Here is a 21,010-nt window from a genome sequence, read left to right as displayed (position 1 = left end):
TTTTTTTAATCAAACTTATATCCAAAGCTAAATTGGAAAAGAAAATCATGAGATTCTTGAGCTTTAGAAATGTTAAATTTAACAGGACCAATTAGACTTAAATAACTAAGAGTTATTCCGGCTCCTTGAGAATAGTCTTTCCAAAGAATTGAATTTTTATCATCATTAAAAACTTCATTGGCAAATTTATATGTTGCAAAATCCCAATTTGCTCCAATATATAAATTTTCTATAAGTTTTTGTTGAACTCCAAAACTTACTCCAAAAAGAGAAGATAAATATTTTTCTTGGAAATAATAACCGCTAAAAGCAAAAGTATTATGAGATAAATCGTCAGACAAACCACCAAGTTTGATGTATTTATCTGGAAGAATGTCATCGCCAGTAATATTACCGCCGAAAAATTTAGCAGTTAAACTTGTTGTTTCAGTTATAGGTAAATAATTTGAGGATAAATAATTAGTAGATAAAAAGTTTAAATTATCTTTTCCTAAATTTCCTCCCCATCTTTGAGAAACTTCGCCCTTAAAACCTTTTGTAGGAAATGCTATAGAGTTTGTTTTATCCCAATTAATATTAAGAAAAATATCGCCATAACTTTTTGAATATTGTATTGAGGAGTCAAATATATTTTTAATTTCAGGATCTAAATTAGCATAATTTAAAGAAGCTCCATATGAAAATAAAAACAAGTTAGAGTATTGTGTAACAAAAGCTCCTTCTAATTTTGTAACTTGACTTTTATAACTACCAATTTTATTTTTATTATGATATATGAAAAATGGGTTTTCTTCATAACTAATACTACTTAAAATTCCAACTTTATTTGAAACTCCATAATATGAAAAATTTTTCAAATCAAGACCAAGATAATCACCAAAAGTAGCTTCAATAGTTGATAAACTACCGATTTTACCAAATGAACTAATATCAGTTCCGATAGAGAAAGTTGTTCCATAATCAGTTTGATAATCTACTCCGAGACCAACTATATTAGTAGGATTTTCTTCTACTTGAAGTTTTAAAGTATTGTTTTTAAAAGAGTAATATATTTTATTAACAAAATTTAAACTATATGTCTTTAACATTAATTTTTCAAGTGTATCAGGATTTAAATTAGTTCCTATAGAATCCTTAAAGATTGATTCAATTATTTCTTTATGATTATTATTTTTAGTTTCAGTTAAAACATCAATATTTTCTAAAACAAAATTATTTTTATATTGAAGAGAGCTCTTTCTTTTATTTGGTTTAGGTCCAAAATCTAATATCTTTTGAAGTTGTTCTTTTGTAGCCGCTTCTCCTAAGGCTTCAATTTCTTTAAAATTACTAAAATCGGTTGTTTTAAAATTTGAAATATCAGGTTCAATTAATATTGTAGCTAGATCTCTCTGCTTTTTAGTAGAACCTGTACTTTGAATAGCAACGATTTGATCAGCAACGCTTAAAATATCATAGTCTTCTTTTTTTTGAAGAGAAGTTCCAACATCAACACCAATAACAATATCAGCTCCTAAGTTAAAAGCGTCTTCAACTGGAAAATTTCTAGATAAAAGACCATCTACATAATAATTATTTCCAATTTTTACGGGGTCAAAAATCGTAGGAATTGAAATACTTGCAGTAATAACTTGAGCTAAATCACCACTATTAAATGCTTTAGCTTTTCCTGTGTTTAAATCAGTTGCAATAATTTCAAGTGGAATTGGTAATTTTTTAAAATCTCTTGTTTGTTCAACATTCCAAAGAAGATTTTTTAAAGTAAGGTATATTTTTTGTGTATTCCTAATTCCTTTAGGTAGAGCAAAGTTTAAGGAATTATCATATTTTAAAGAAAGATTATAATTTTTCATCATTGATCTTTGATCTATAGAAATATCGGTTATATTAGGGCTATCATTGAAAGTTTCTTGCCAATTGATATCAAGAACTAATTTTTCAATTTGATTCGGTGTATAACCAGCGGAATATAAAGCACCAATAAGAGCTCCCATGCTTGTTCCTGTAATATAATCAATCTTAATATTGTTAGCTTCTAAAACCTTAAGAACACCTATATGAGCAAATCCTTTCGCACCACCTCCACTTAATACAAGTCCAATTTTAGGTTGCTTCTCTTCTTGTTTAAATTTTTCAATTTTTTTATTTTCAAGTTTTTTTATTTTGTTTTGAAGAAGTTTTATTTCTTGTTTTAATTTTTCAATTTCAACATCTTCAGGGGAGTGAGAAAAATTACTTGAAAATATATTGATAAAAGTTAATAAAAATAGTAAAAGAATCTTTTTAATCATCACTCCTCCTTATAAATCTTACTAAATTCTTTGAAGAAATTAGGAAATGTTTTAGAAACACAATCAGGATCCAAAATTTTTATATTTGGAACTTTCAGACCAATTAAAGAGAGAGACATAGCCATTCTATGATCATCATAAGTTTCTAAAGAGTTACCTTGATAATTTTCCAAAGATTTTGGAATGATTAAGAAACCATCGTTAAATTCTATAAAATCCCCATTAATTTTTAAAATTTCATTTTTTAAAGCTGATATTCTGTCAGTTTCTTTTATTCTCATATTCTCAACATCCCATACTTTAGTAGGTGATGTTGCAAAAATACCTACAACAGCTAAAGTTTGAGCTACGTCTGGAATATCATTCATACTCAATTCAATGCCTTTATATGTTGGAACTCCCTTTACAGTTATAGAAGTATCACTAAATTTTAATACTTTTAATCCAAGTTTTTTTAAAATATTTAAAAATTTAGAGTCACCTTGAATACTATTTTTAAAAAAATTATTTAATGTAACTGTAGAGTTACTAATTAAAGCCATTGCTAAAAAGTACGAGGCTGAAGACATATCACCTTCAACTAAATATTCATTTAGATTATATTCTTGTGGGGATATATATATTGAGTTATTCTCAAAATTATATTTAATTCCAAAATTATTCATCATAGCTAAAGTCATATTTATATATGGTTTAGATACAATTTTTCCACTTAATTCAATTTCTATAGGAATCTTAAAATTAGGAGCAGCCATAAGAATCGAAGATATATATTGACTACTTTTGCTGCCATCAATCTTAACATAATTTGTAAAAATTCCTTTAGAAGTTATACGAATTGGAGGATATCCTTCATTATTTAGATATTCAACATGAACCCCTAGTTGAAGTAAAGAGTCAACGAGGTCTTTAATAGGTCTTTGATTCATACGATTATTGCCATATAATGTAGCAGTTCCTTCTCCAGTTGCTAAATAAGAACTTAAAAATCTCATTGCAGTTCCAGCATTTCCAATATATAAATTTAAATTTTCATATTTGGGATTTTTATTTCCTGTAATTTTAAGAATCTTATTCACTTCATCAATTTCGATATTATTATTTAAAGCTCTTAGAGCATCGATCATATATTTAGTATCATCACTTAAGAGAATATTTTTTAAAACTACAGTTTTTCCAGAAAGAGCTGAAAGAATTAGAGCTCTGTTCGTTATTGATTTCGAACCGGGAATATCAACTGTAACATTGAAATTAGTTATTGGTTTTGGTTGGAAATAATTCATTAAAAATTTCAACTCCTTTAGTAAAATGTATTTAGATTATATCAATTTTTACATAAAATTAATACAAGAAAAATATTCTTTTTAGCGATACAAGCAAATTGACAAAATATTAAATAAGCGGTATAATTACTCTAAAAGTTTAATAAGGCTATATACTTATGTAGTTTGGAGGAAATATATGGAAATGAAAGATATTATAGAGATGGTTAATTATTTTTCTGATCAAGCAAAAAAGAGAGAGCTAACAGCTGAAGAGAAGCTTGAAAGAGAAAAATATAGAAAGTTATATTTAGAGCAATTTAAAGCACAAGTAAAACAAAAATTAGACAGCATCGAAATTGTCGATGAATCAAAGATGATATAGGGGGCAAATGATGAAACAATTAGTTAAAACTCTTTATAGAGAAACAGAGAAGTATTTAGACCAAGAAGTTGAATTATCAGGTTGGGTAAGAAAAATAAGATCACAAAAAAACTTTGGATTTATAGAATTAAATGATGGAAGTTTTTTCAAAGGTGTACAAATAGTATTTGATACAAATTTACCAAATTTTGACGAAATTTCAAGACTTTCAATATCATCGTCAATAATTGTAAAAGGTATAGTAGTTAAGTCTCAAGGTGCAGGACAAAATTTTGAAATCCAAGCTAAAGAGATTGAAATTTTCCAAAAAGCTGATTTAGACTATCCATTACAAAATAAAAGACATTCTTTTGAATTTTTAAGAACAATTGCACACTTAAGACCAAGAACAAATACATTTTCTGCAGTATTTAGAGTAAGATCGGTTTTAGCTTATGCAATCCATAAGTTTTTCCAAGAGAATGGATTTGTATATACACATACACCAATTATTACAGGATCAGATTGTGAAGGTGCAGGTGAGATGTTTAGAGTAACAACTCTTGATTTAAATGATGTACCTAAAACTGAAGAAGGAAAGGTTGATGTAACAAAAGACTTCTTTGGAAAAGAAACAAATTTAACAGTAAGTGGTCAATTAAATGGAGAGACTTATTGTTCTGCATTTAGAAATATCTATACATTTGGACCAACATTTAGAGCGGAGCAATCAAATACTTCAAGACATGCTGCTGAGTTTTGGATGATAGAACCGGAAATAGCTTTTGCAGACTTAGATGGTAATATGGAATTAGCAGAAGCAATGGTAAAGTATATAATTAAATATGTAATGGATGAGTGTCCTGAAGAAATGGAATTTTTCAATCAATTTATTGAAAAAGGATTATTTGATAAATTAAATAATGTATTAAATAATGATTTTGGAAGAGTAACATATACAGAAGCTATTGATATCTTAGTAAATTCAGGAAAGAAATTTGATTACCCTGTTAAGTGGGGAATTGATTTACAAAGTGAGCACGAAAGATTCTTATCAGAAGAATATTTCAAAAGACCAGTTTTTGTAACAGATTATCCAAAAGAAATTAAAGCTTTTTATATGAAGTTAAATGAAGATGGAAAAACAGTTAAAGCCATGGATTTATTAGCTCCAGGAATTGGAGAGATAATTGGTGGATCTCAAAGAGAAGATAATATAGATGTATTAGAAGAAAGAATGGCAGAAGCAGGATTAAGTGCAGAAGATTATGGATTCTATTTAGATTTAAGAAGATTTGGAAGTTTTCCTCATTCAGGATATGGATTAGGATTTGAAAGAATGATTATGTATGTAACAGGAATAACAAACATAAGAGATGTAATACCATTCCCTAGAACTCCAAATAATGCTGAATTTTAATTATTGAGGAATAAAGGATGATATTAGAAATACTATTTTTTCTAGTTTTTATTTCGTTACTTTTTTACACTGTAACATACCCATATAATTTTAAATTAAATAGAAAATTAAAAAGAGTTCTTAATTTTAATCAAGTTGAGAAAATTGCGAATCCTAAAATTAGGTATCAAGAATTTTCTCATAAAGAATTATTTGAAGAATTAATAATAGAAGAAAAATATTTAAAAACTAAATACACTACTGAAAATATGAGAGTATTAATCCTGAGACCTAAGGTAATATCTGAAACTCCATTATGTTTAGTTTTACTTCATGGAATAAGAGATAAAGCCGAAGACTGGATTTATAAAGCAAAATTACGTGAAAATTATTTAAGCTTAAAAAAAAGTGGAAGAGTAAAGGATATTATTTTTATTCTTCCGGACTCGGGATATAATGGCGAAAGTTGGTATACAAATTTTTATAAAGATCAGTCTCACCAGTATGAAGAATTTTTTTCAAAGGATTTAACTAATTTTATAGAGCGAGAATATCCTAATTCTAAAAAAGGAATTGGAGGATTTTCTATGGGTGGCTATGGTGCATTAAAAATTGGACTTAAAAATTTAGAATCATATGATGTTATAGCTAGTTTTTCAGGAGCTATAAGTTTAATAAGAATGAGTATAAATCGTAGAGTTATGAGAATTTTTAGATATTTATATGTGCCTCAATTTTTATTTAATGATGTAAATAAAGCTCATTTCATGAAAGTATTTAGTCCTTGGGGATATAAAATTTTAAAAAATGATCCATATAGTATTATAAAAAAGACTAATCCTGAAAAATATAAAGGGAAAAAGTTTTATTTAAGTGTTGGCTCAGAAGATAAAAAGCCTTACTTAATGCTTCAGCAATGGTTAGATGTTGTAGGTAGAGCTAAGAAGTATGGATTAGATTTTAAAGGGAAAATTTATGAAAACGAATACCACACATGGGAATATATATCAAAGGATATATACAATTTTTTAGTGTTTTTTACAGAAGAAACAAAAAAAAGGAAGTAGATATAATGAAATACTTATTATTATTGAGTATGTTGTTATTTACAGGATGTTTTTCTTTAGGGATAAAAGGAGAATATAAGAGTTATCAAAATGATTTTTATGATATGGTAGCAAAACCTTTTAGAGAAAAAGAAAGAGAAGAGTTAGAAACACAATTTAAAGACTTAAAAATAAAAGTTTCAGCTAGTGATTATTCAAAAAAAGAAAAAGAAAAATTAGAAAATAGTATAGAATATTATTTGATGGTTTTAGAAGACTTAAAAGATTAAGGCTTGAGTTAAAAACTCAAGCCTTTTTTTAGTTTATTTTGAATAAATGATTCATTTTTTCTCTTTTTGTTTTTAGATACTTAGAATTGCAACTATTTGAAGGAAATTCAATATGTGTTCTGTGATTAATTTTAATGCCATATTTTTCTAAATCATTTATTTTTTTAGGATTATTAGTCATTAAATCAATACTTTTTATATTTAAAAGTTTTATCATTTGAGCAGCAACAGCAAAATCTCTTAAATCAGGATCAAATCCTAGTAAAGTATTAGCCTCAACAGTATCTTTACCTTGAGCTTGAAGATTATAAGCTTTTATTTTATTAAGAAGCCCAATACCTCGACCTTCTTGTCTCATATATAAAAGTACCCCAGATCCGTGATTAACAATATTTTCAAGAGCTTTATCTAATTGGCTACCACAATCACATTTTAATGAACCAAAAGCATCACCTGTCAAACATTCTGAATGAACACGTAAAAGTACATTTTCTTGATTTGTAATGTCTCCATAAACTAATGCAACATGTTCTTTATAGTCAATAGTGTTTGAAAAACCTATTAGTCTAAATGTTCCATGTTTTGTAGGTAAAGGAGCTTCACAAACTAATTCAGTTTGGAACTCATTTTTTTTTCTATATTCAATTAAATCTTCAATTGTAATCATCTTTAGATCATGAAGCTTACAAAATTCAATTAAGTCAGGAACACGTGCCATTTCACCATCTTCTTTTATAATTTCACAAATAACACCACAACCGTTAAAACCTGCTAATTTAGCAAGATCAACAGAAGCTTCAGTATGTCCAGGTCTTTCAATTACTCCGCCATTTTTAGCTATTAGAGGAAATATATGACCTGGTTTTTTAAAATCATTGCCAGATTTAGAATTAAAAGCCAAATCTCTTATAGTATTATATCTATCTTCAACAGAGATTCCAGTAGTAGTTCCAGCTAAAGAGTCTACAGAAACTGTAAAAGCAGTTTGATGAGAATCACTATTATTAAAAACCATAGGAGTTAAGTCAAGTTCTTTAGCTCTTTTTTCTTCAAGAGGAACACAAACTAAACCTCTTCCATATTTTATCATAAAATTAATATTTTCTTTAGAGATAATATCTCCAACACCAACAAGATCTCCCTCGTTTTCTCTATCTTCATTATCAACAACGACTATTAACTTTCCATTTTTTAAATCATTAATAGCATTTTCTATTTTATTAAACATGTTAAACCTCCTTAATATTAGAAAAATCCATTTTCAGCTAAAAAACTTTTGGAAATATTTGAACTAGATTTTTCATCTGTTTTTTCTCTACTTAGGAGTAATTTTTCGAGATGTTTTGCAATTAAATCAGTTTCAATATTTATAATATCTCCAACATTTTTGAAACCTAAAGTTATAGATTTTTGTGTATGAGGAATTAATGAAACTGTTAAAGTTGAATCATTTAATGAGGCAACAGTCAAACTAGCTCCATCAATAGTAATACGTCCCTTATAAACAACATATTTCATGAACTCTAAAGGGATTTCAATTGTATATTTTTGTGCAAACCCATCATTGGATATTGAGATTATTTTTCCACAACAGTCAACATCTCCTGTAACAAGATGTCCGCCTAAATAGGATTGTAAAGTTAAAGATTTTTCCAAATTGACTAAATCTCCAATCTTTAAATTTTTTAAAGATGAAACTTTTAAAGATTCATTCATTATATTAGCTGTAAAAGTCGTATTAGATAGTTTAACAACAGTTAAACAAACGCCGTTTGTAGCAATACTATCTCCAATAGCTGCCTTTTGTAAAACTTTATTACATGAGATAGTTATATTTGCACCTTGTGGAGTTTTATCAATAGAAACAACTTTTCCAAGCTCTTCAATTAAACCGGTAAACATCCTTCCTCCTTATAAAACTCAAATCCAATATTATCATCATAAATGTTTATTTTAATATTTCTCAAAGTAATTCCTTCATCAATCATATTAGGAGAAAAACCATTTAAAAATGGTATAGCAAGATTATCTCCTAGTATTTTAGGAGCAATAATAATTTCTCCACCATCATAAATATCTTCTTTAAAAAAAGATGAGATTACTCCTGAACCACCTTCGACTAATATAGAATCAATATTATAAGAACCGATTTTTTTTAAAATATCTTCTAAGTTTTCATTTTCTGAAAAAGTTATAAATTTAATTAAAAATTTCTCTGAAAATAATTGAAATTTTTCTAGATGGATATTTTTTTCAGATGTAATAATAAAAGTTTTTTGATCCTCATTATTACTTATTATACTATATTTTTCTGAGATAATTAAATTTTTATCCAAAATTAATCTATAAGGATTACGTTTACCCAGAGTTTTGCATCTAAGAGATGGATTGTCTTGAATAACAGTATTTGCTCCAACTAAAATTCCAGAGAAAAAGTTTCGATATTTTTCTACTTTATTTCGGGCTAAAGAATTTGTAATCCATTGTGAAGAAAAAGATTGAGTGGCTATTTTACCATCAAGTGTTATCCCAGCTTTTATAAAAATATATGGAATTTTATTTTCTATATACTTAAAGAAAACTTTATTTAAATTTTTAGCTTCATTTTCTAAGACTCCAATGATAACTTCAATACCAGCTTCCTCTAATTGTTTTGCACCTCGACCACTAACTAATGGATTAGGGTCTAAAGTTGCAATAACGCATCTTTTTATTTTGGAGCTAATAATAAGTTTAGTACAAGGTGGTGTTTTTCCATAGTGAGAACAAGGTTCTAAAGTAACATAGAGAGTACATCCTTCAGTGTCATTAGATTTATTTAAAGTATTAACTTCAGCATGTGGGCCACCATAAAACTCATGGTGTCCCATTGCTATAATTTCATTATCTTTAACTAGAACAGCTCCAACAAGCGGATTAGGGTTAACAGTGCCTATACCTTTTTTAGCTTCATTAATAGCTATTTCCATAAAGTAATTATGCATAATTATTCCTCTGAAATGCTTCTAATAAGATTAACAGTTTCAATAGCAGAAAGTCCAGCTTCAAATCCTTTATTTCCAGCTTTTGTACCAGCTCTTTCAATAGCTTCTTCAATTGAATTAACTGTTAATACACCAAAAATTACAGGAATTCCAGAATCTAAAGATATTGATGCTACACCTTTAGAAACTTCTGAACAAACATAATCAAAATGTGGAGTAGCTCCCCTAATTACGGCTCCAAGAGCAATAACAACATCAAACTTTTTAGTTTCAACCATTTTTTTTGCAATAAGAGGAATTTCAAAAGCTCCTGGAACCCAAGAAACATGTATATTTTCCTCGTTAACTGAATGTCTTTTTAAAGCATCAATTGAACCAGATAAAAGTTTAGATACAATAAATTCATTGAATCTAGCACAAACGATACCTACCTTTAAATTTTCACCTATAAAATTTCCTTCATAAATTTTTACCATTTTTAGTCCTCCTCAAATTTTTTATAAAAAAAAACCGAAGATAGACTTCGGGCTTAAAAATAAATAAATTAGAAAATTGTGCATAAAAAAAACACTTCTTCCATCCAGACTATACTGTCGGTTTTGGAGTTTCACCAAATCAAACCCGAAGGTTTCGCGGACTATCACCGCCGGTCGGGAATTGCTAATTAAAAGCTCACCCTGCCCTGAAGTTTATCTATCATATTTTATTGTTGTTGACTTGATTATAAAACATCAATAGTTATTTTGTCAATAAAATTATTTGTATTTTTTATTTAATGCCTTTATAATAGCAAAAGTTTCAAGATCAAAAACACCATCAACTTTTCTAGGTCTAAAGTGCATCTGGAATGCAGAAACCACTTTTTTACTTTGTAAATCCCAATTGTCAGTGGAATTAATATCATATCCATATTTACGTAATTCATCTTTTAAATCTTTAGTTGAATATGAATTAAAAAGATTTTGTGAATAAAAAGCATTAAAATCTTTTTTCTCAAACCAAGCACCAACACCATAATGGTCATAAAGATGTTTCCATGGAAATTTAGGACCAGGATCAAACTTTCTAGTAGGAGCAATATCAGAATGTCCTAAAATATATTTAGGATTAATCTTGTATTTAGCAGTAAGTTCTTTCAATAACATTCCAATTTTAAAAACTTGAGCATCATTATATGGATAAAACATAGTTGTATCAATAATACCCTCTTTTAAATTTGCTGTTTTTTGTTTGCTAGCACTTGAATAACCTAAATTAGAGATTTCAATTCCAATTGAATTATCGTTTAGATTTTTATAACCATCAAAGGAACTAGTTCCAGCATGCCAAGCTCTTTGAGTATCAGGAACTAAAGAGTAAACAGAATCATACCTTTCTTGAGTAACGAGATAATGAGAGCTAACATTATTTTTTGTTAAAGCAGTGATTGAACGTTCATCATTTAAAGCAGTGTAGTGTAAAATAACAAATCTAACTCTTTCATTATAAGATTTTGATTTGTATTTAGACGAATTAACACTGTATTTTAGCGATGTGCACGAAGATAAAACAAGGGTTAAAAACAAAAAAACTATTTTTTTAATCATATTAAGAACATCCTTTCCTTTGGTATGATTTGATTATATACCAAATTGTCAAAAAAATCCAAAAAAACCTAAAAAACATTTGAAATTAATTGGTTTATATGATATAAATGACTGTACTTAATTACAATAATAGAAGCATTTTAGGAGGAAAATATAATGACAAAAAAAGAATTCGCAAAAGTATTATTTGAAAAAGGTGTATTCTCTTCAAAAGCTGAAGCAGAAAGAAAGTTAGATTCAGTTCTAGTTACAATAGAGGAGACTTTACAAGCTGGAGAGGAAATCAACTTCATCGGATGGGGAAAATTTGAGGTAGTTGAAAGACCTGAAAGAACTGGAAGAAACCCTAAAACTGGAGAAGAGATTAAAATAGAAGCTAAGAAAACTGTAAAGTTTAAAGCTGGAAAGTCTTTAGTAGACAAAATGAACTAATATTTAGTTATTTAAGCCGAGATTAATTCTCGGCTTTTTTTATATGTTTTAGAAATTGCTATTGACTTATTAAGAAATATTAGCTATATAAGTACTAACGTAAAAAATCTCTTAAAATAGGAGGAACAATTATGATTAGTTATGAAATGAGTGAGATAAGAAATATAACTCTTTTGGGGCATCGTGGAAGTGGAAAAAGTAGCTTAGTAGAGGCCATGCTATACATATCTAATACAACCCCTAAAATGGGGAGTGTTGACTCTCAAACAAGTATATCAGATTTTGATAAAGAGGAAATGAAACAGGGATTTTCAATTAATACGTCAGTTATACCTCTTGAATATTTAGGACATAAATACAATATACTAGATACACCAGGATATTCAGATTTTTCAGGAGAGGTTTCATCAGCTTTGGCAGTTTCAGGAGGAGCAGTTTTGGTTATCAATGGTGCAGCAGGAGTGGAAGTAGGAACAGAGAGAGCCTGGAGATTGCTTGAAGAAGCTGGTATTCCAAGAGTTATTTTTATTAATAAGATGAATAAAGGAGTCCATAATTATGAGAAACTTCTTTATGATATGAAAGAAAAATTTGGTAAAAAAGTAGCACCATTTTGTATACCAATAGGATTTGAAGAGGAGTTTAAAGGTTTTGTAAATGTTGTGGATTTAAAAGGGAGAATTTTTAATGGTGAGTCATGTGAAGATGCTCCAATTCCAGAAGATATAGATGTGGCAGAAGTAAGAAATCTTTTATTAGAGGCAATTGCTGAGACTGATGAAAATCTTTTAAATAAGTATTTTTCAGGAGAGGATTTTACTGAGGAAGAAATTAAGCAGGGGTTACATAATGGTGTTGTTAGTGGAGAAATTGTTCCTGTTATCATTGGATCAGCAAGTAATGGAATAGGTGTTCGAACTCTTTTTGAAATGCTATATAACTATTTACCAACACCTTTAGAGGTAAATGGAGGTATTAAAATAGGTTATACGACAAATAAAAGTGAGATGCTAACAAGAAAAGTTGCAGTTGATGAGCCGTTCTCTGCAGTTATATTTAAAACGATAGTAGATCCATATATGGGAAAAATATCATTATTTAAGGTTAATTCAGGAGTTATTAAAAAAGATGATGAAGTATTAATTTCAAATAAAGGAGTAAAAGTTAAAGTAGGAAATATTTCGTTCTTTAGAGGTGGAAAACAATTACCAGCAGAAGAGGTAAGAGCAGGAGATATAGGTGCTATGACAAAGATTCAAGAGGCTCAGACGGGAGATACCCTATGTGATAAAGATAATGTCATTTTATATCAAGTAATAGAGTTTCCAAAGCCATGTTTATATATGTCCATTGTTCCAAAAGAAAAAAGTGATGATGATAAGTTAAGTGGAGCTCTTCAAAGGTTAATGGATGAGGATCCCTCTTTTTCAATAGGAAGAAATTATGAAACAAAAGAGCTAATAATTGGTGGACAAGGAGAAAAACATCTGAATATACTTCTTAATAAACTTGAAAATAAATTTGGTGTGAATGCTTTATTGAAAGAACCAGAAGTTTCCTATAGAGAAACAATTAAAAATAGTGTTGAAGCTCAAGGTAGACATAAAAAACAATCAGGAGGAGCAGGACAATTTGGAGAAGTATTTATAAAGTTCGAACCTAATAGTGATGAGTTTGGATTTTATGATAATATTCATGGTGGAGTAGTTCCTAAAACTTACATTCCAGCAGTAGAAAAGGGATTGTTGGAAGCAAAAAATAAAGGTAAATTAGCAGGATATCCAGTAATAAATATAAAGGCAACACTGTATGATGGATCTTATCATCCTGTAGATTCAAATGAAATATCATTTAAACAAGCAGCCATATTAGCCTTTAGAAAAGGAATGGAGACAGCTAAGTGTGTTATATTAGAGCCAATTGTAAAAATGGAAATAGTAGCTCCTGATGAATATATAGGAGATATTATGGGGGATATGAATAAAAGAAGAGGAAGAATTTTAGGAATGGAACCAAAAGCTTACTCTGAGCAGCTTTTAACTGTAGAAGTTCCCGAAAGCGAGATATTAAAATATGCAATAGATTTAAAATCATTAACTCAGGGTAGAGGAAGATTTGAATATAGCTTTTTAAAATATGAGGAGCTTCAAGAAAATTTAGCACAAAAAATAATAGAAATAAGAAAAAATAAGTAATAAAAGAGGCTCTGATTAACAGAGCCTTTTCAATTAAAATAGTTCTTTTTTAAATAAAATCCATGTTATTATAATTCCACAAGCAAATGCTACAAGTAGAACCCAAAGAAAACCATAGGTATCTGAAGCAAAAGGAACTCCACCTACGTTCATTCCCCAAAGTCCAGAAACAACGGTAGGAATAGCAAACACAATTGTAATAGAAGTAAGTTTTTTCATTACTATATTAAGGTTATTCGACATAACTGTAGAAAAAGCATCTCGAGTACTACTTAAAATACTTGAATAAATATTGGCCATTTCAATTGCTTGTTTAGTTTCTATTATAACGTCTTCAAGAAGTTCTAAATCATCTGGATATCTTTTTACAATTTCAGTTCTCATCATTCTCTCAAGAACTGCTTCATTTGATTTTAAAGATGTAGTAAAATAAACCAAACTTTTTTCCAATTCAAGAAGAAGCATAAGTTCTTGGTTTCTAAGATTATTTTTTAGTTGCCTTTCGATATTATCACTTATTCTTCCAATTTGTTTTAGGTAAAGTAAGAAATATGTAGAGTTTCTAAAAAGCATTTGTAAAATAAATCTTGTTTTTTTAAATGTAAAAAAACTTTTAATTCTTCCTTGAACAAACTCTTCAATAAGAGAGAGTTTGACAGTGGATACAGTTAAAATATGATCTTTCAATAAAATTATTCCAAGTGGAACAGTAGTGAAAGAACAACGATTATTCTCATCATGGATAGGAACATCAATAATAACTAATATAATATCATCATCAATTTCCAAACGAGCTTTTTCCTCTTCATCAAGAGCTGCTCGAATATGTTCTTCAGGAATATCAAAGCTATTAGTAACAACTCTAATCTCTTCCTCTGTAGGATTTGAAAGATGAATCCATGTATTTTTTTCAGTTAATTTTTCAACTTCAAGTGTTTCAGAAATTGAGAAAAGTTTTTTTTCTAAAATATCATTATGACTTTTGTAAATTTTTATCATAAAAAACCGCCTAAAATTGAGTGTTAGTCTCTTAGTGCAAGAGGCATTAAAATATATTTATAAGAACTGTTATCTCCTTCAGTAATTTCAAACATAGCTGAAGAAGTATTTCCTTTAATAAAAACATTATTATTTAAATTTTCAACAAATTCAAAAAGGAATTTTATATTAAGAGAGCATTTAAAATCATCTCCATTTTTAATCATATCAACTTTTTGATTAATTTTTGCTTTACCAGAAGAAGCAGAAATAGAAAGTTTTTTTCCTTTGAATTCTAAGATAGCGCCATTTTTTGACTCATTACTAGTTCTTGCCACTGTTAAAACTTTTTTTAAAGCACTTTTGAAATCATTGTAATTAAACTCCATCTCTTTACTGAAACTATTTCCACAAAGGATAGCATCAAAATTAGGAAATGGAAGAGTAGTTACTTTTGTAAGGAAGTAAGTATTTTTCCATAAGAAAATAAGGTTCTCACCATTTGAACCAATAGTTATATCCTCATTTAAATCTTTGATTAATTTACATAAAATATTAACAGATTCAAGAGGAATTGAAAAATCCTTTTCTAAAAGAGATTTGTTATCCGTTTTTAAATAAGTTAATCTATATGAATCTGTTGATACAAAAGAGATTCTATCTTCTCTAAAAAGAGTTCTAATACAATTGATTGCTAAATTTTCTGTTGAAGGAGCAACCGAAAATTTTGTTCTTTCAAAACTTTTATAAAGTTCTTGAGGTGAAATTTTTGCAATTTCATCAACAAGTGGAAGCTTTAAATTTTCAGGAAAATTATCGTTATATAATAAAGTAAACTCAGCTAAATGAATAGAAAGAATATCATTTTTAGACGATAGATTAATAGTTTCATCATCTAAAAGTTTAATATATTCTAAAGCTAAATTTGGTTTGAAAATAACTACGCCATCTTCAATTGTTTCACAATAGATAGTTTTTATATAGTTAATGTCAAGGTTAGTACCTGTAAATGTTACCTTACCGTTATTTGACTCTATTTTTAAACCAGAAATAATCGGTTTAATTGGATTATCTTTTAAAATATTAATAAATTCAGAGAAAATTTCAACTAGTTCATTTCTTCTAATATTAAAATTCATAGGGGGTCCTCCTAATTGTATTCTTTTCTAAAATTATACACTATAAATAAGAGTGTTACAAGAAATAAAAAAGTCTAACTTAAATTTTTAAGTTAGACTTTTAGGATTAATCAATAAGAATTTCTTGCCAATATTTACTTTGAAGATCTAGTGTATTTTTAATATCTCTTAAAATTTCAGTATGTCTTAAATCATCAATTGAATATAGAGGTTCAACAGTGATAAGTTCTCTAGCAGGAATATTTATAGATGGAATTCTTAAATGTTCTGCAATTAACTTATAATTTTCAGGTCTTTGTACAAAATCCAAAAACTTATATGCAGCTTCTTTATTTGGTGCAGTTTTTGGGATAACAAACGAATCAATATAAGCTGTACCACCTTTTTCTGGAATTATAAATTCAGTTGTTTCTAACTGTTCTGGAGTTAATTCGTTTAAAACATTATCAGGATAGCAATGTACAACCCAGAAATCACCATTAGCAAAGCCTTTACCAAAAGATTCAGAATCAAATTTAGCTATATTTTTTTTCCACTCTTTTACAAGATTAGCAGCTTGAGATATAGCAGCTTCATCTTCAGTTGTTTGAGGATATCCTAAAGTTCCTAAAGCAGAAGTCATAACCTCTCTCATATCATCTAGTAAAGTCATTTTTCCTTTATATTCAGCATTGTTATAAATTGTGAAATCTCTTGGAAAATCTTTAACGTATTTAGTGTTTACGGCTATAGTTGTAGCCCCCATTGCAAAAGGAAAAGCATAATCGTTATTAGAATCAAAGTACTGTAGTTTTTCAAATACCATAGGATCTATATTATTTAATGATGGCAATTTAGACTTGTCAAGTTTTTCAAGCATTCCATCATTCATTAAAATTTCAGCATAGTCAGTTGAAGGTGTTAAGATATCATATCCAGATCCTCCAGCCTTAATTTTAGCAAACATTTCTTCATTTGATGAATAAATATCTTCAATTACTTTAATACCCGTTTCTTTTTCAAAATCTTCATAAATTTTAGTGGGAATATAATCAGCCCATCCATAAAGATAAAGAACATTCTCATTTTTTTGTTTTTCGTTACCACATGAAAGTAGTAGGAAAACTAAAGATAATAAAGTTATTATTTTTTTCACTTAAACCTCCCTAAAATATAAATTATATAACCGCTAAAAATTGTATTATATTTTTTAAAGATAGTCAAGAATAATTACAGCTAAAGATTATTTAACTAGAAAATAGAACAAAATTAATGTATAATCTTATGTAAAATATAATTAGTTTTAGGAGATATAATATTGGATATAATAACAAGTAAAGATAATGAACTTTTCAAGAGTTTAAAAAAGTTAAAAGCAAAAAAATATAGAGAACTAGATAAATTATTTTTGGCAGAAGGAAGAAAATTTTTGGAATTTGAAGAGATTCCTAAAGTAATAATATTTAAAGAAGGAGTTTCAGAAGAAAGTATAAAATTATCTGAAAAATTTCAATGTAAAAAAATAATTTTAAGCGAAAAATTATTTAAAGAGTTAAGTTCACAAGAGAATTCTCAAGGAGTTATCATTTGCTATAATTCTAAAGAACAAAAATTGGATTATTTAGATAAAAATATTGTTGTCTTAAATAGAGTAGCAGACCCCGGAAATTTAGGGACAATTATAAGAGTAGCAGATGCAGCAGGATTTAAGGATATAATCTTAACTAAGGGAAGCGTAGATTGCTATAATGAAAAAACTGTAAGAAGCAGTATGGGATCAATTTTAAGTATAAATATATACTATTTAGAAGAGGAAGATACTGTACACCTATTGAAAGAGAAAGGGTATAAAATAATAGCTACAGCCTTAGAAAAAGATTCTATTCCATATACAAAAATGAAATTAAAAGAAAAAAATGCATTTATATTTGGAAATGAAGGTGATGGAATTTCTCAAAATATATTGTTAAAAAGTGATGAGAAAGTAATAATTCCGATTTATGGAAGTGCAGAATCATTAAATGTAGCTATGGCCACAGGAATTATTTTATATGATGTAAGAAATAGATTAGACAATAAATAAGTATTAGGAGAGATTTTAATGATAAAACTAGTTGTTACAGATATGGATGGAACATTTTTAAATGATAAAAAAGAGTTTTCAAATGAGTTTTGGGAAATTCACTCAGAGATGGAAAAAAAAGGAATTAAGTTTGTTGTAGCTAGTGGAAGACAATACCAAAATTTAAGAAAAAATTTTGATAGAATAAAAAATAAAATAGTTTTTATTGCGGAAAACGGGAGTTATGTTATAGAAAAAGAAAAAGAGATATACTCAAGAATATTATCTAAAGAGGTAATAAAAAAATATGTTGAAGTTGGAAGAAAGATATCTACGACAAATGTGGTATTATGTGGTAAGAAATCTGCATATATTGAATCAACTGAGGTAGAGTTTGTAAAAGAAGTAGAAAAGTATTATGAAGAAAGAAAGGTTGTTTCAAATCTTTTAGATGTGATTGATGATGAAATAATAAAAATTACTTATTGTGATTTAAGTGGAACAGAAAAGAATGTTTATCCTTATATAAAAGATGAAGTTGACTGTCAAATTGTAGTTTCAGGTGAAATTTGGCTAGATATAAGTCATTTAGAATCTAATAAAGGAATAGCATTGGAGGCTCTTCAAAAAGAACTAGGAGTGAAATATGAAGAAACTATGATTTTTGGAGATTATCTAAATGATTTTGAAATGTTAAAAAAGGGAAAGTATAGTTTTGCAATGGAAAATGCACATGAAGAAATAAAAAAAATATCGAATTTTATAGCAGGAAGTAATAATGAGAATGGAGTTTTAGAAGAATTGAAAAAAATTATTTAATTTTATTTTAAGGAGGGGAAATATTATAATGAATAAATGTATAAAAGTAATATTCATGCTAATTCTGACGGTAAATATTTTTGCTGAATATAAATTTCCAATGAAAAATCCATATGTAGCAACAATAGTTGGAAGCTCTAAGATTATGACTAAAGGAGTACCGAATGAAGTTCCAACTAAAGATTTTAAAATTATGTTAGAAAGAAGTAATAAAGTGCCTGCAAATATGTGGTTTGATAAAGGGTTCAATTTTTCATTGAGCAAACAAAAAGGAAAAGCACCTTTAATTTTTGTTTTATCAGGAACAGGATCAGCGTATAACTCTACAAGAACAAAAAACTTTCAGAAGATATTTTATAATGCGGGATATCATGTACTAACAGTGACTTCAGTATTTAATTCAAATTTTATATTGAACGTATCAAATAGTCAAGTTCCAGGAGTTTTAATTCAAGATGGATTAGATTTATATAATATTATGGGTGATATGTTAGATAAAGTAAAAAGAGAAGAAAAGGTTGAAGTAACAGATACTTATTTAATGGGATATAGTATGGGAGCAACACACTCAGCTATTTTATCTTATTTAGATTCACAAGGAAAAGATTTTAATTTTAAAAGAGTTTATATGGTTAATCCATCAATTAATTTATATTACTCAGCAACTACTTTAGATAATATGTTGTCAAAAAATATAGAAAATAAAGGTCAAATAGTGGAAATTATTGATGAAGTAATGGAAGTAGTAAAAAAGAATATTTCACCTAGTGATTTACAAATAACGGAGGAAGGTATATATTCAATTTTTGAAAAGCAAGAATTGTCTAATAAAGAGATGGAAAGATTAATTGGGCTTGCATTTAATTTAACATCAATTGATTTAAACTATATTGTAGACCAAATAAATGGTACTCATGTATATTCAAATACAACTCCAGGAAAGTTTTCAAAAATGTATCCTTATTTTGAAAGTATTAATTTTGCAAACTTTAGTGATTATTTAAATAAATTAGCTTATCCATATTACTTAAAAATATTAGGTGGAAATTTAACTTTTAATGATGTTTTAAAATATGGAGATTTAAGAATAATTAAAAGCTATTTGGAGAAAGAAAATAAAATAGTAGCGGTAACTAATGAAGATGATTTTATTTTATCTGATAAAGATAGAAATTTTATAAAAAATGTTTTTAAAGAAAGAAGTTTAATTTATCCTTATGGTGGTCATTGTGGAAATATGTTTTATCAAACTAACGTAGATAAAATGTTAGAGTTTTTAGAAAAGGGGGTATTCAACAATGAATTATAAAAAGCTAATTACAATTACAGGTTGTATATTTTTTATTAGTTGTTCTCCTTTAAAAACTAAAAATGATATTTCTGAAAAAAAGATTGAAAAAAAGGAAAGTTTAAACCAGCATACGCACCTAAAGAGTAATGAATACTTAAAGTTAGGAAATGGAAAAGAGGTTGTATATCAACCAGAGGGAATAAGAAGCGAAGTTGTAGAAAAGAAAGAAATAAACGGAACTAAGTTCATAGAAGTTTATGATCCGTTAGAGCCTTTAAATAGAAGAATATACTATTTTAATTATTATTTAGATAAGTATATTTTAATTCCTGCTGTTAATACTTATGAATTTATAGCACCAAAATTTGTTCAAAAAGGTGTGTCTAATTTCTTTTCAAATTTACAAGAAATTAATACGTTTATAAATTCAATATTACAACTTGAAGGAAGAAAAGCTACAATAACTTTTGTTAGATTTGGAATAAATTCAACAATTGGTATTTTAGGATTATTTGATGTGGCTTCTGCTTTGGAATTACCAAAAACATACGAAGATTTTGGATTAACTTTAGCAAAATATGGAGTTGGAAATGGACCATACTTGGTATTACCTGGTTTTGGACCATCCAATCTTAGAGATACAGCAGGGAAAGCAGCAGGAATAGTAAGTGTTTCAGAGATAAATCCATATGATCAACCTGTTGGTTTTGATGTTAATAACCCAGGAGTTACTACGATGGGAGCAATTAATGCAAGAAAAGAAAATCAGAATTTTAGATACTATGGGACTGGAAGTCCTTTTGAATATGAGTATGTAAGATATTTCTATACTAAATATAGAGATACATTAATAGATGTAAATGATGTAAAAGTAAAGGGGAGAGGTGAATAGT

Annotated in this window: 20 protein-coding genes and 1 riboswitch; of the genes, 10 read left to right on the top strand and 10 right to left on the bottom strand. The window is 27.9% G+C overall.

Features of this window, described 5'->3' with window-relative positions:
* Positions 1–5: 5 nt before the first annotated feature.
* Together MKD34_RS06055 and aroA are read right to left on the bottom strand one after the other, a co-directional pair.
* A complete protein-coding gene (locus MKD34_RS06055; protein ID WP_240218712.1) occupies positions 6–2,291 on the bottom strand; it encodes a patatin-like phospholipase family protein in 2,286 nt (761 codons plus the stop codon).
* Entirely contained in the window at positions 2,291–3,574 is a 1,284-nt protein-coding gene (gene aroA / locus MKD34_RS06050; RefSeq protein ID WP_240218711.1) for a 3-phosphoshikimate 1-carboxyvinyltransferase, read from the bottom strand. The genes MKD34_RS06055 and aroA overlap by 1 nt, the downstream gene beginning before the upstream one ends.
* A 178-nt stretch (positions 3,575–3,752) precedes the next feature.
* Here aroA and MKD34_RS06045 point away from each other — a divergent pair, with 178 nt between their 5' ends.
* Genes MKD34_RS06045 through MKD34_RS06030 form a run of 4 tightly spaced genes read left to right on the top strand, consistent with a single transcriptional unit; the run spans position 3,753 to position 6,652 of the window.
* A complete protein-coding gene (locus MKD34_RS06045; protein ID WP_240218710.1) occupies positions 3,753–3,938 on the top strand; it encodes a DUF896 domain-containing protein in 186 nt (61 codons plus the stop codon).
* A gap of 7 nt (positions 3,939–3,945) precedes the next feature.
* Positions 3,946–5,337: an asparagine--tRNA ligase gene (gene asnS, locus MKD34_RS06040; RefSeq protein ID WP_240218709.1), complete on the top strand. Its 1,392-nt coding sequence runs from the start codon at positions 3,946–3,948 to the stop codon at positions 5,335–5,337.
* Between the two features lie 17 nt (positions 5,338–5,354).
* Positions 5,355–6,383, top strand: a complete 1,029-nt coding sequence (locus MKD34_RS06035; protein WP_240218708.1) for an alpha/beta hydrolase — start codon at positions 5,355–5,357, stop codon at positions 6,381–6,383.
* Positions 6,384–6,388: 5 nt separating this feature from the next.
* Positions 6,389–6,652 carry a hypothetical protein gene (locus MKD34_RS06030; RefSeq protein WP_240218707.1) on the top strand — a complete coding sequence of 88 codons (264 nt, stop codon included), beginning with the start codon at positions 6,389–6,391 and terminating at the stop codon, positions 6,650–6,652.
* Positions 6,653–6,680: 28 nt separating this feature from the next.
* On the opposite strand, the gene MKD34_RS06025 is transcribed toward MKD34_RS06030, so the two are convergent.
* From MKD34_RS06025 to MKD34_RS06005, 5 genes are all read right to left on the bottom strand, one after another.
* Positions 6,681–7,880, bottom strand: a complete 1,200-nt coding sequence (locus MKD34_RS06025; protein ID WP_240218706.1) for a bifunctional 3,4-dihydroxy-2-butanone-4-phosphate synthase/GTP cyclohydrolase II — start codon at positions 7,878–7,880, stop codon at positions 6,681–6,683.
* Between the two features lie 17 nt (positions 7,881–7,897).
* Positions 7,898–8,554, bottom strand: a complete 657-nt coding sequence (locus MKD34_RS06020) for a riboflavin synthase (protein WP_240218705.1) — start codon at positions 8,552–8,554, stop codon at positions 7,898–7,900.
* Positions 8,539–9,636: a bifunctional diaminohydroxyphosphoribosylaminopyrimidine deaminase/5-amino-6-(5-phosphoribosylamino)uracil reductase RibD gene (ribD, locus tag MKD34_RS06015; RefSeq protein ID WP_240218704.1), complete on the bottom strand. Its 1,098-nt coding sequence runs from the start codon at positions 9,634–9,636 to the stop codon at positions 8,539–8,541. Before ribD ends, MKD34_RS06020 begins: the two co-directional genes overlap by 16 nt.
* A gap of 2 nt (positions 9,637–9,638) precedes the next feature.
* Complete coding sequence (gene ribH / locus MKD34_RS06010; RefSeq protein ID WP_023049816.1) at positions 9,639–10,112, bottom strand: 6,7-dimethyl-8-ribityllumazine synthase; 474 nt, start codon at positions 10,110–10,112, stop codon at positions 9,639–9,641.
* Positions 10,113–10,200: 88 nt separating this feature from the next.
* Positions 10,201–10,330, bottom strand: a riboswitch (FMN riboswitch).
* Positions 10,331–10,391: 61 nt separating this feature from the next.
* Positions 10,392–11,222, bottom strand: a complete 831-nt coding sequence (locus MKD34_RS06005) for an N-acetylmuramoyl-L-alanine amidase (RefSeq protein ID WP_240218703.1) — start codon at positions 11,220–11,222, stop codon at positions 10,392–10,394.
* A gap of 156 nt (positions 11,223–11,378) precedes the next feature.
* On the opposite strand from MKD34_RS06005, the gene MKD34_RS06000 reads away from it, so the two are divergent.
* Complete coding sequence (locus tag MKD34_RS06000; RefSeq protein ID WP_023049818.1) at positions 11,379–11,654, top strand: HU family DNA-binding protein; 276 nt, start codon at positions 11,379–11,381, stop codon at positions 11,652–11,654.
* 131 nt (positions 11,655–11,785) lie between these two features.
* Positions 11,786–13,849: an elongation factor G gene (gene fusA / locus MKD34_RS05995; protein ID WP_240218702.1), complete on the top strand. Its 2,064-nt coding sequence runs from the start codon at positions 11,786–11,788 to the stop codon at positions 13,847–13,849.
* A 33-nt stretch (positions 13,850–13,882) separates the two neighbouring features.
* Here fusA and MKD34_RS05990 read toward each other — a convergent pair whose 3' ends face one another.
* The 3 genes from MKD34_RS05990 to MKD34_RS05980 form a co-directional block, all read right to left on the bottom strand.
* Positions 13,883–14,848, bottom strand: a complete 966-nt coding sequence (locus MKD34_RS05990; RefSeq protein WP_240218701.1) for a magnesium transporter CorA family protein — start codon at positions 14,846–14,848, stop codon at positions 13,883–13,885.
* 23 nt (positions 14,849–14,871) lie between these two features.
* A complete protein-coding gene (locus tag MKD34_RS05985; RefSeq protein ID WP_240218700.1) occupies positions 14,872–15,966 on the bottom strand; it encodes a DNA polymerase III subunit beta in 1,095 nt (364 codons plus the stop codon).
* Between the two features lie 106 nt (positions 15,967–16,072).
* On the bottom strand, positions 16,073–17,101 hold the full coding sequence (locus MKD34_RS05980; protein ID WP_240218699.1) for an extracellular solute-binding protein: 1,029 nt from the start codon (positions 17,099–17,101) through the stop codon (positions 16,073–16,075).
* Positions 17,102–17,263: 162 nt separating this feature from the next.
* Here MKD34_RS05980 and MKD34_RS05975 point away from each other — a divergent pair, with 162 nt between their 5' ends.
* The 4 genes from MKD34_RS05975 to MKD34_RS05960 are packed head-to-tail and all read left to right on the top strand — an operon-like array spanning position 17,264 to position 21,009.
* Positions 17,264–18,028 carry a TrmH family RNA methyltransferase gene (locus tag MKD34_RS05975; protein ID WP_240218698.1) on the top strand — a complete coding sequence of 255 codons (765 nt, stop codon included), beginning with the start codon at positions 17,264–17,266 and terminating at the stop codon, positions 18,026–18,028.
* Between the two features lie 18 nt (positions 18,029–18,046).
* On the top strand, positions 18,047–18,826 hold the full coding sequence (locus MKD34_RS05970; RefSeq protein ID WP_240218697.1) for a Cof-type HAD-IIB family hydrolase: 780 nt from the start codon (positions 18,047–18,049) through the stop codon (positions 18,824–18,826).
* Between the two features lie 28 nt (positions 18,827–18,854).
* Positions 18,855–20,135: a serine/threonine protein kinase gene (locus tag MKD34_RS05965; RefSeq protein ID WP_240218696.1), complete on the top strand. Its 1,281-nt coding sequence runs from the start codon at positions 18,855–18,857 to the stop codon at positions 20,133–20,135.
* A complete protein-coding gene (locus tag MKD34_RS05960) occupies positions 20,125–21,009 on the top strand; it encodes an MlaA family lipoprotein (protein WP_240218695.1) in 885 nt (294 codons plus the stop codon). Before MKD34_RS05965 ends, MKD34_RS05960 begins: the two co-directional genes overlap by 11 nt.
* Position 21,010 lies beyond the last annotated feature (1 nt).

This window comes from Cetobacterium somerae, assembly GCF_022430525.1.
In the GTDB taxonomy this organism is placed as follows: domain Bacteria; phylum Fusobacteriota; class Fusobacteriia; order Fusobacteriales; family Fusobacteriaceae; genus Cetobacterium_A.
This window is presented reverse-complemented; position numbering and strand designations above follow the sequence as displayed.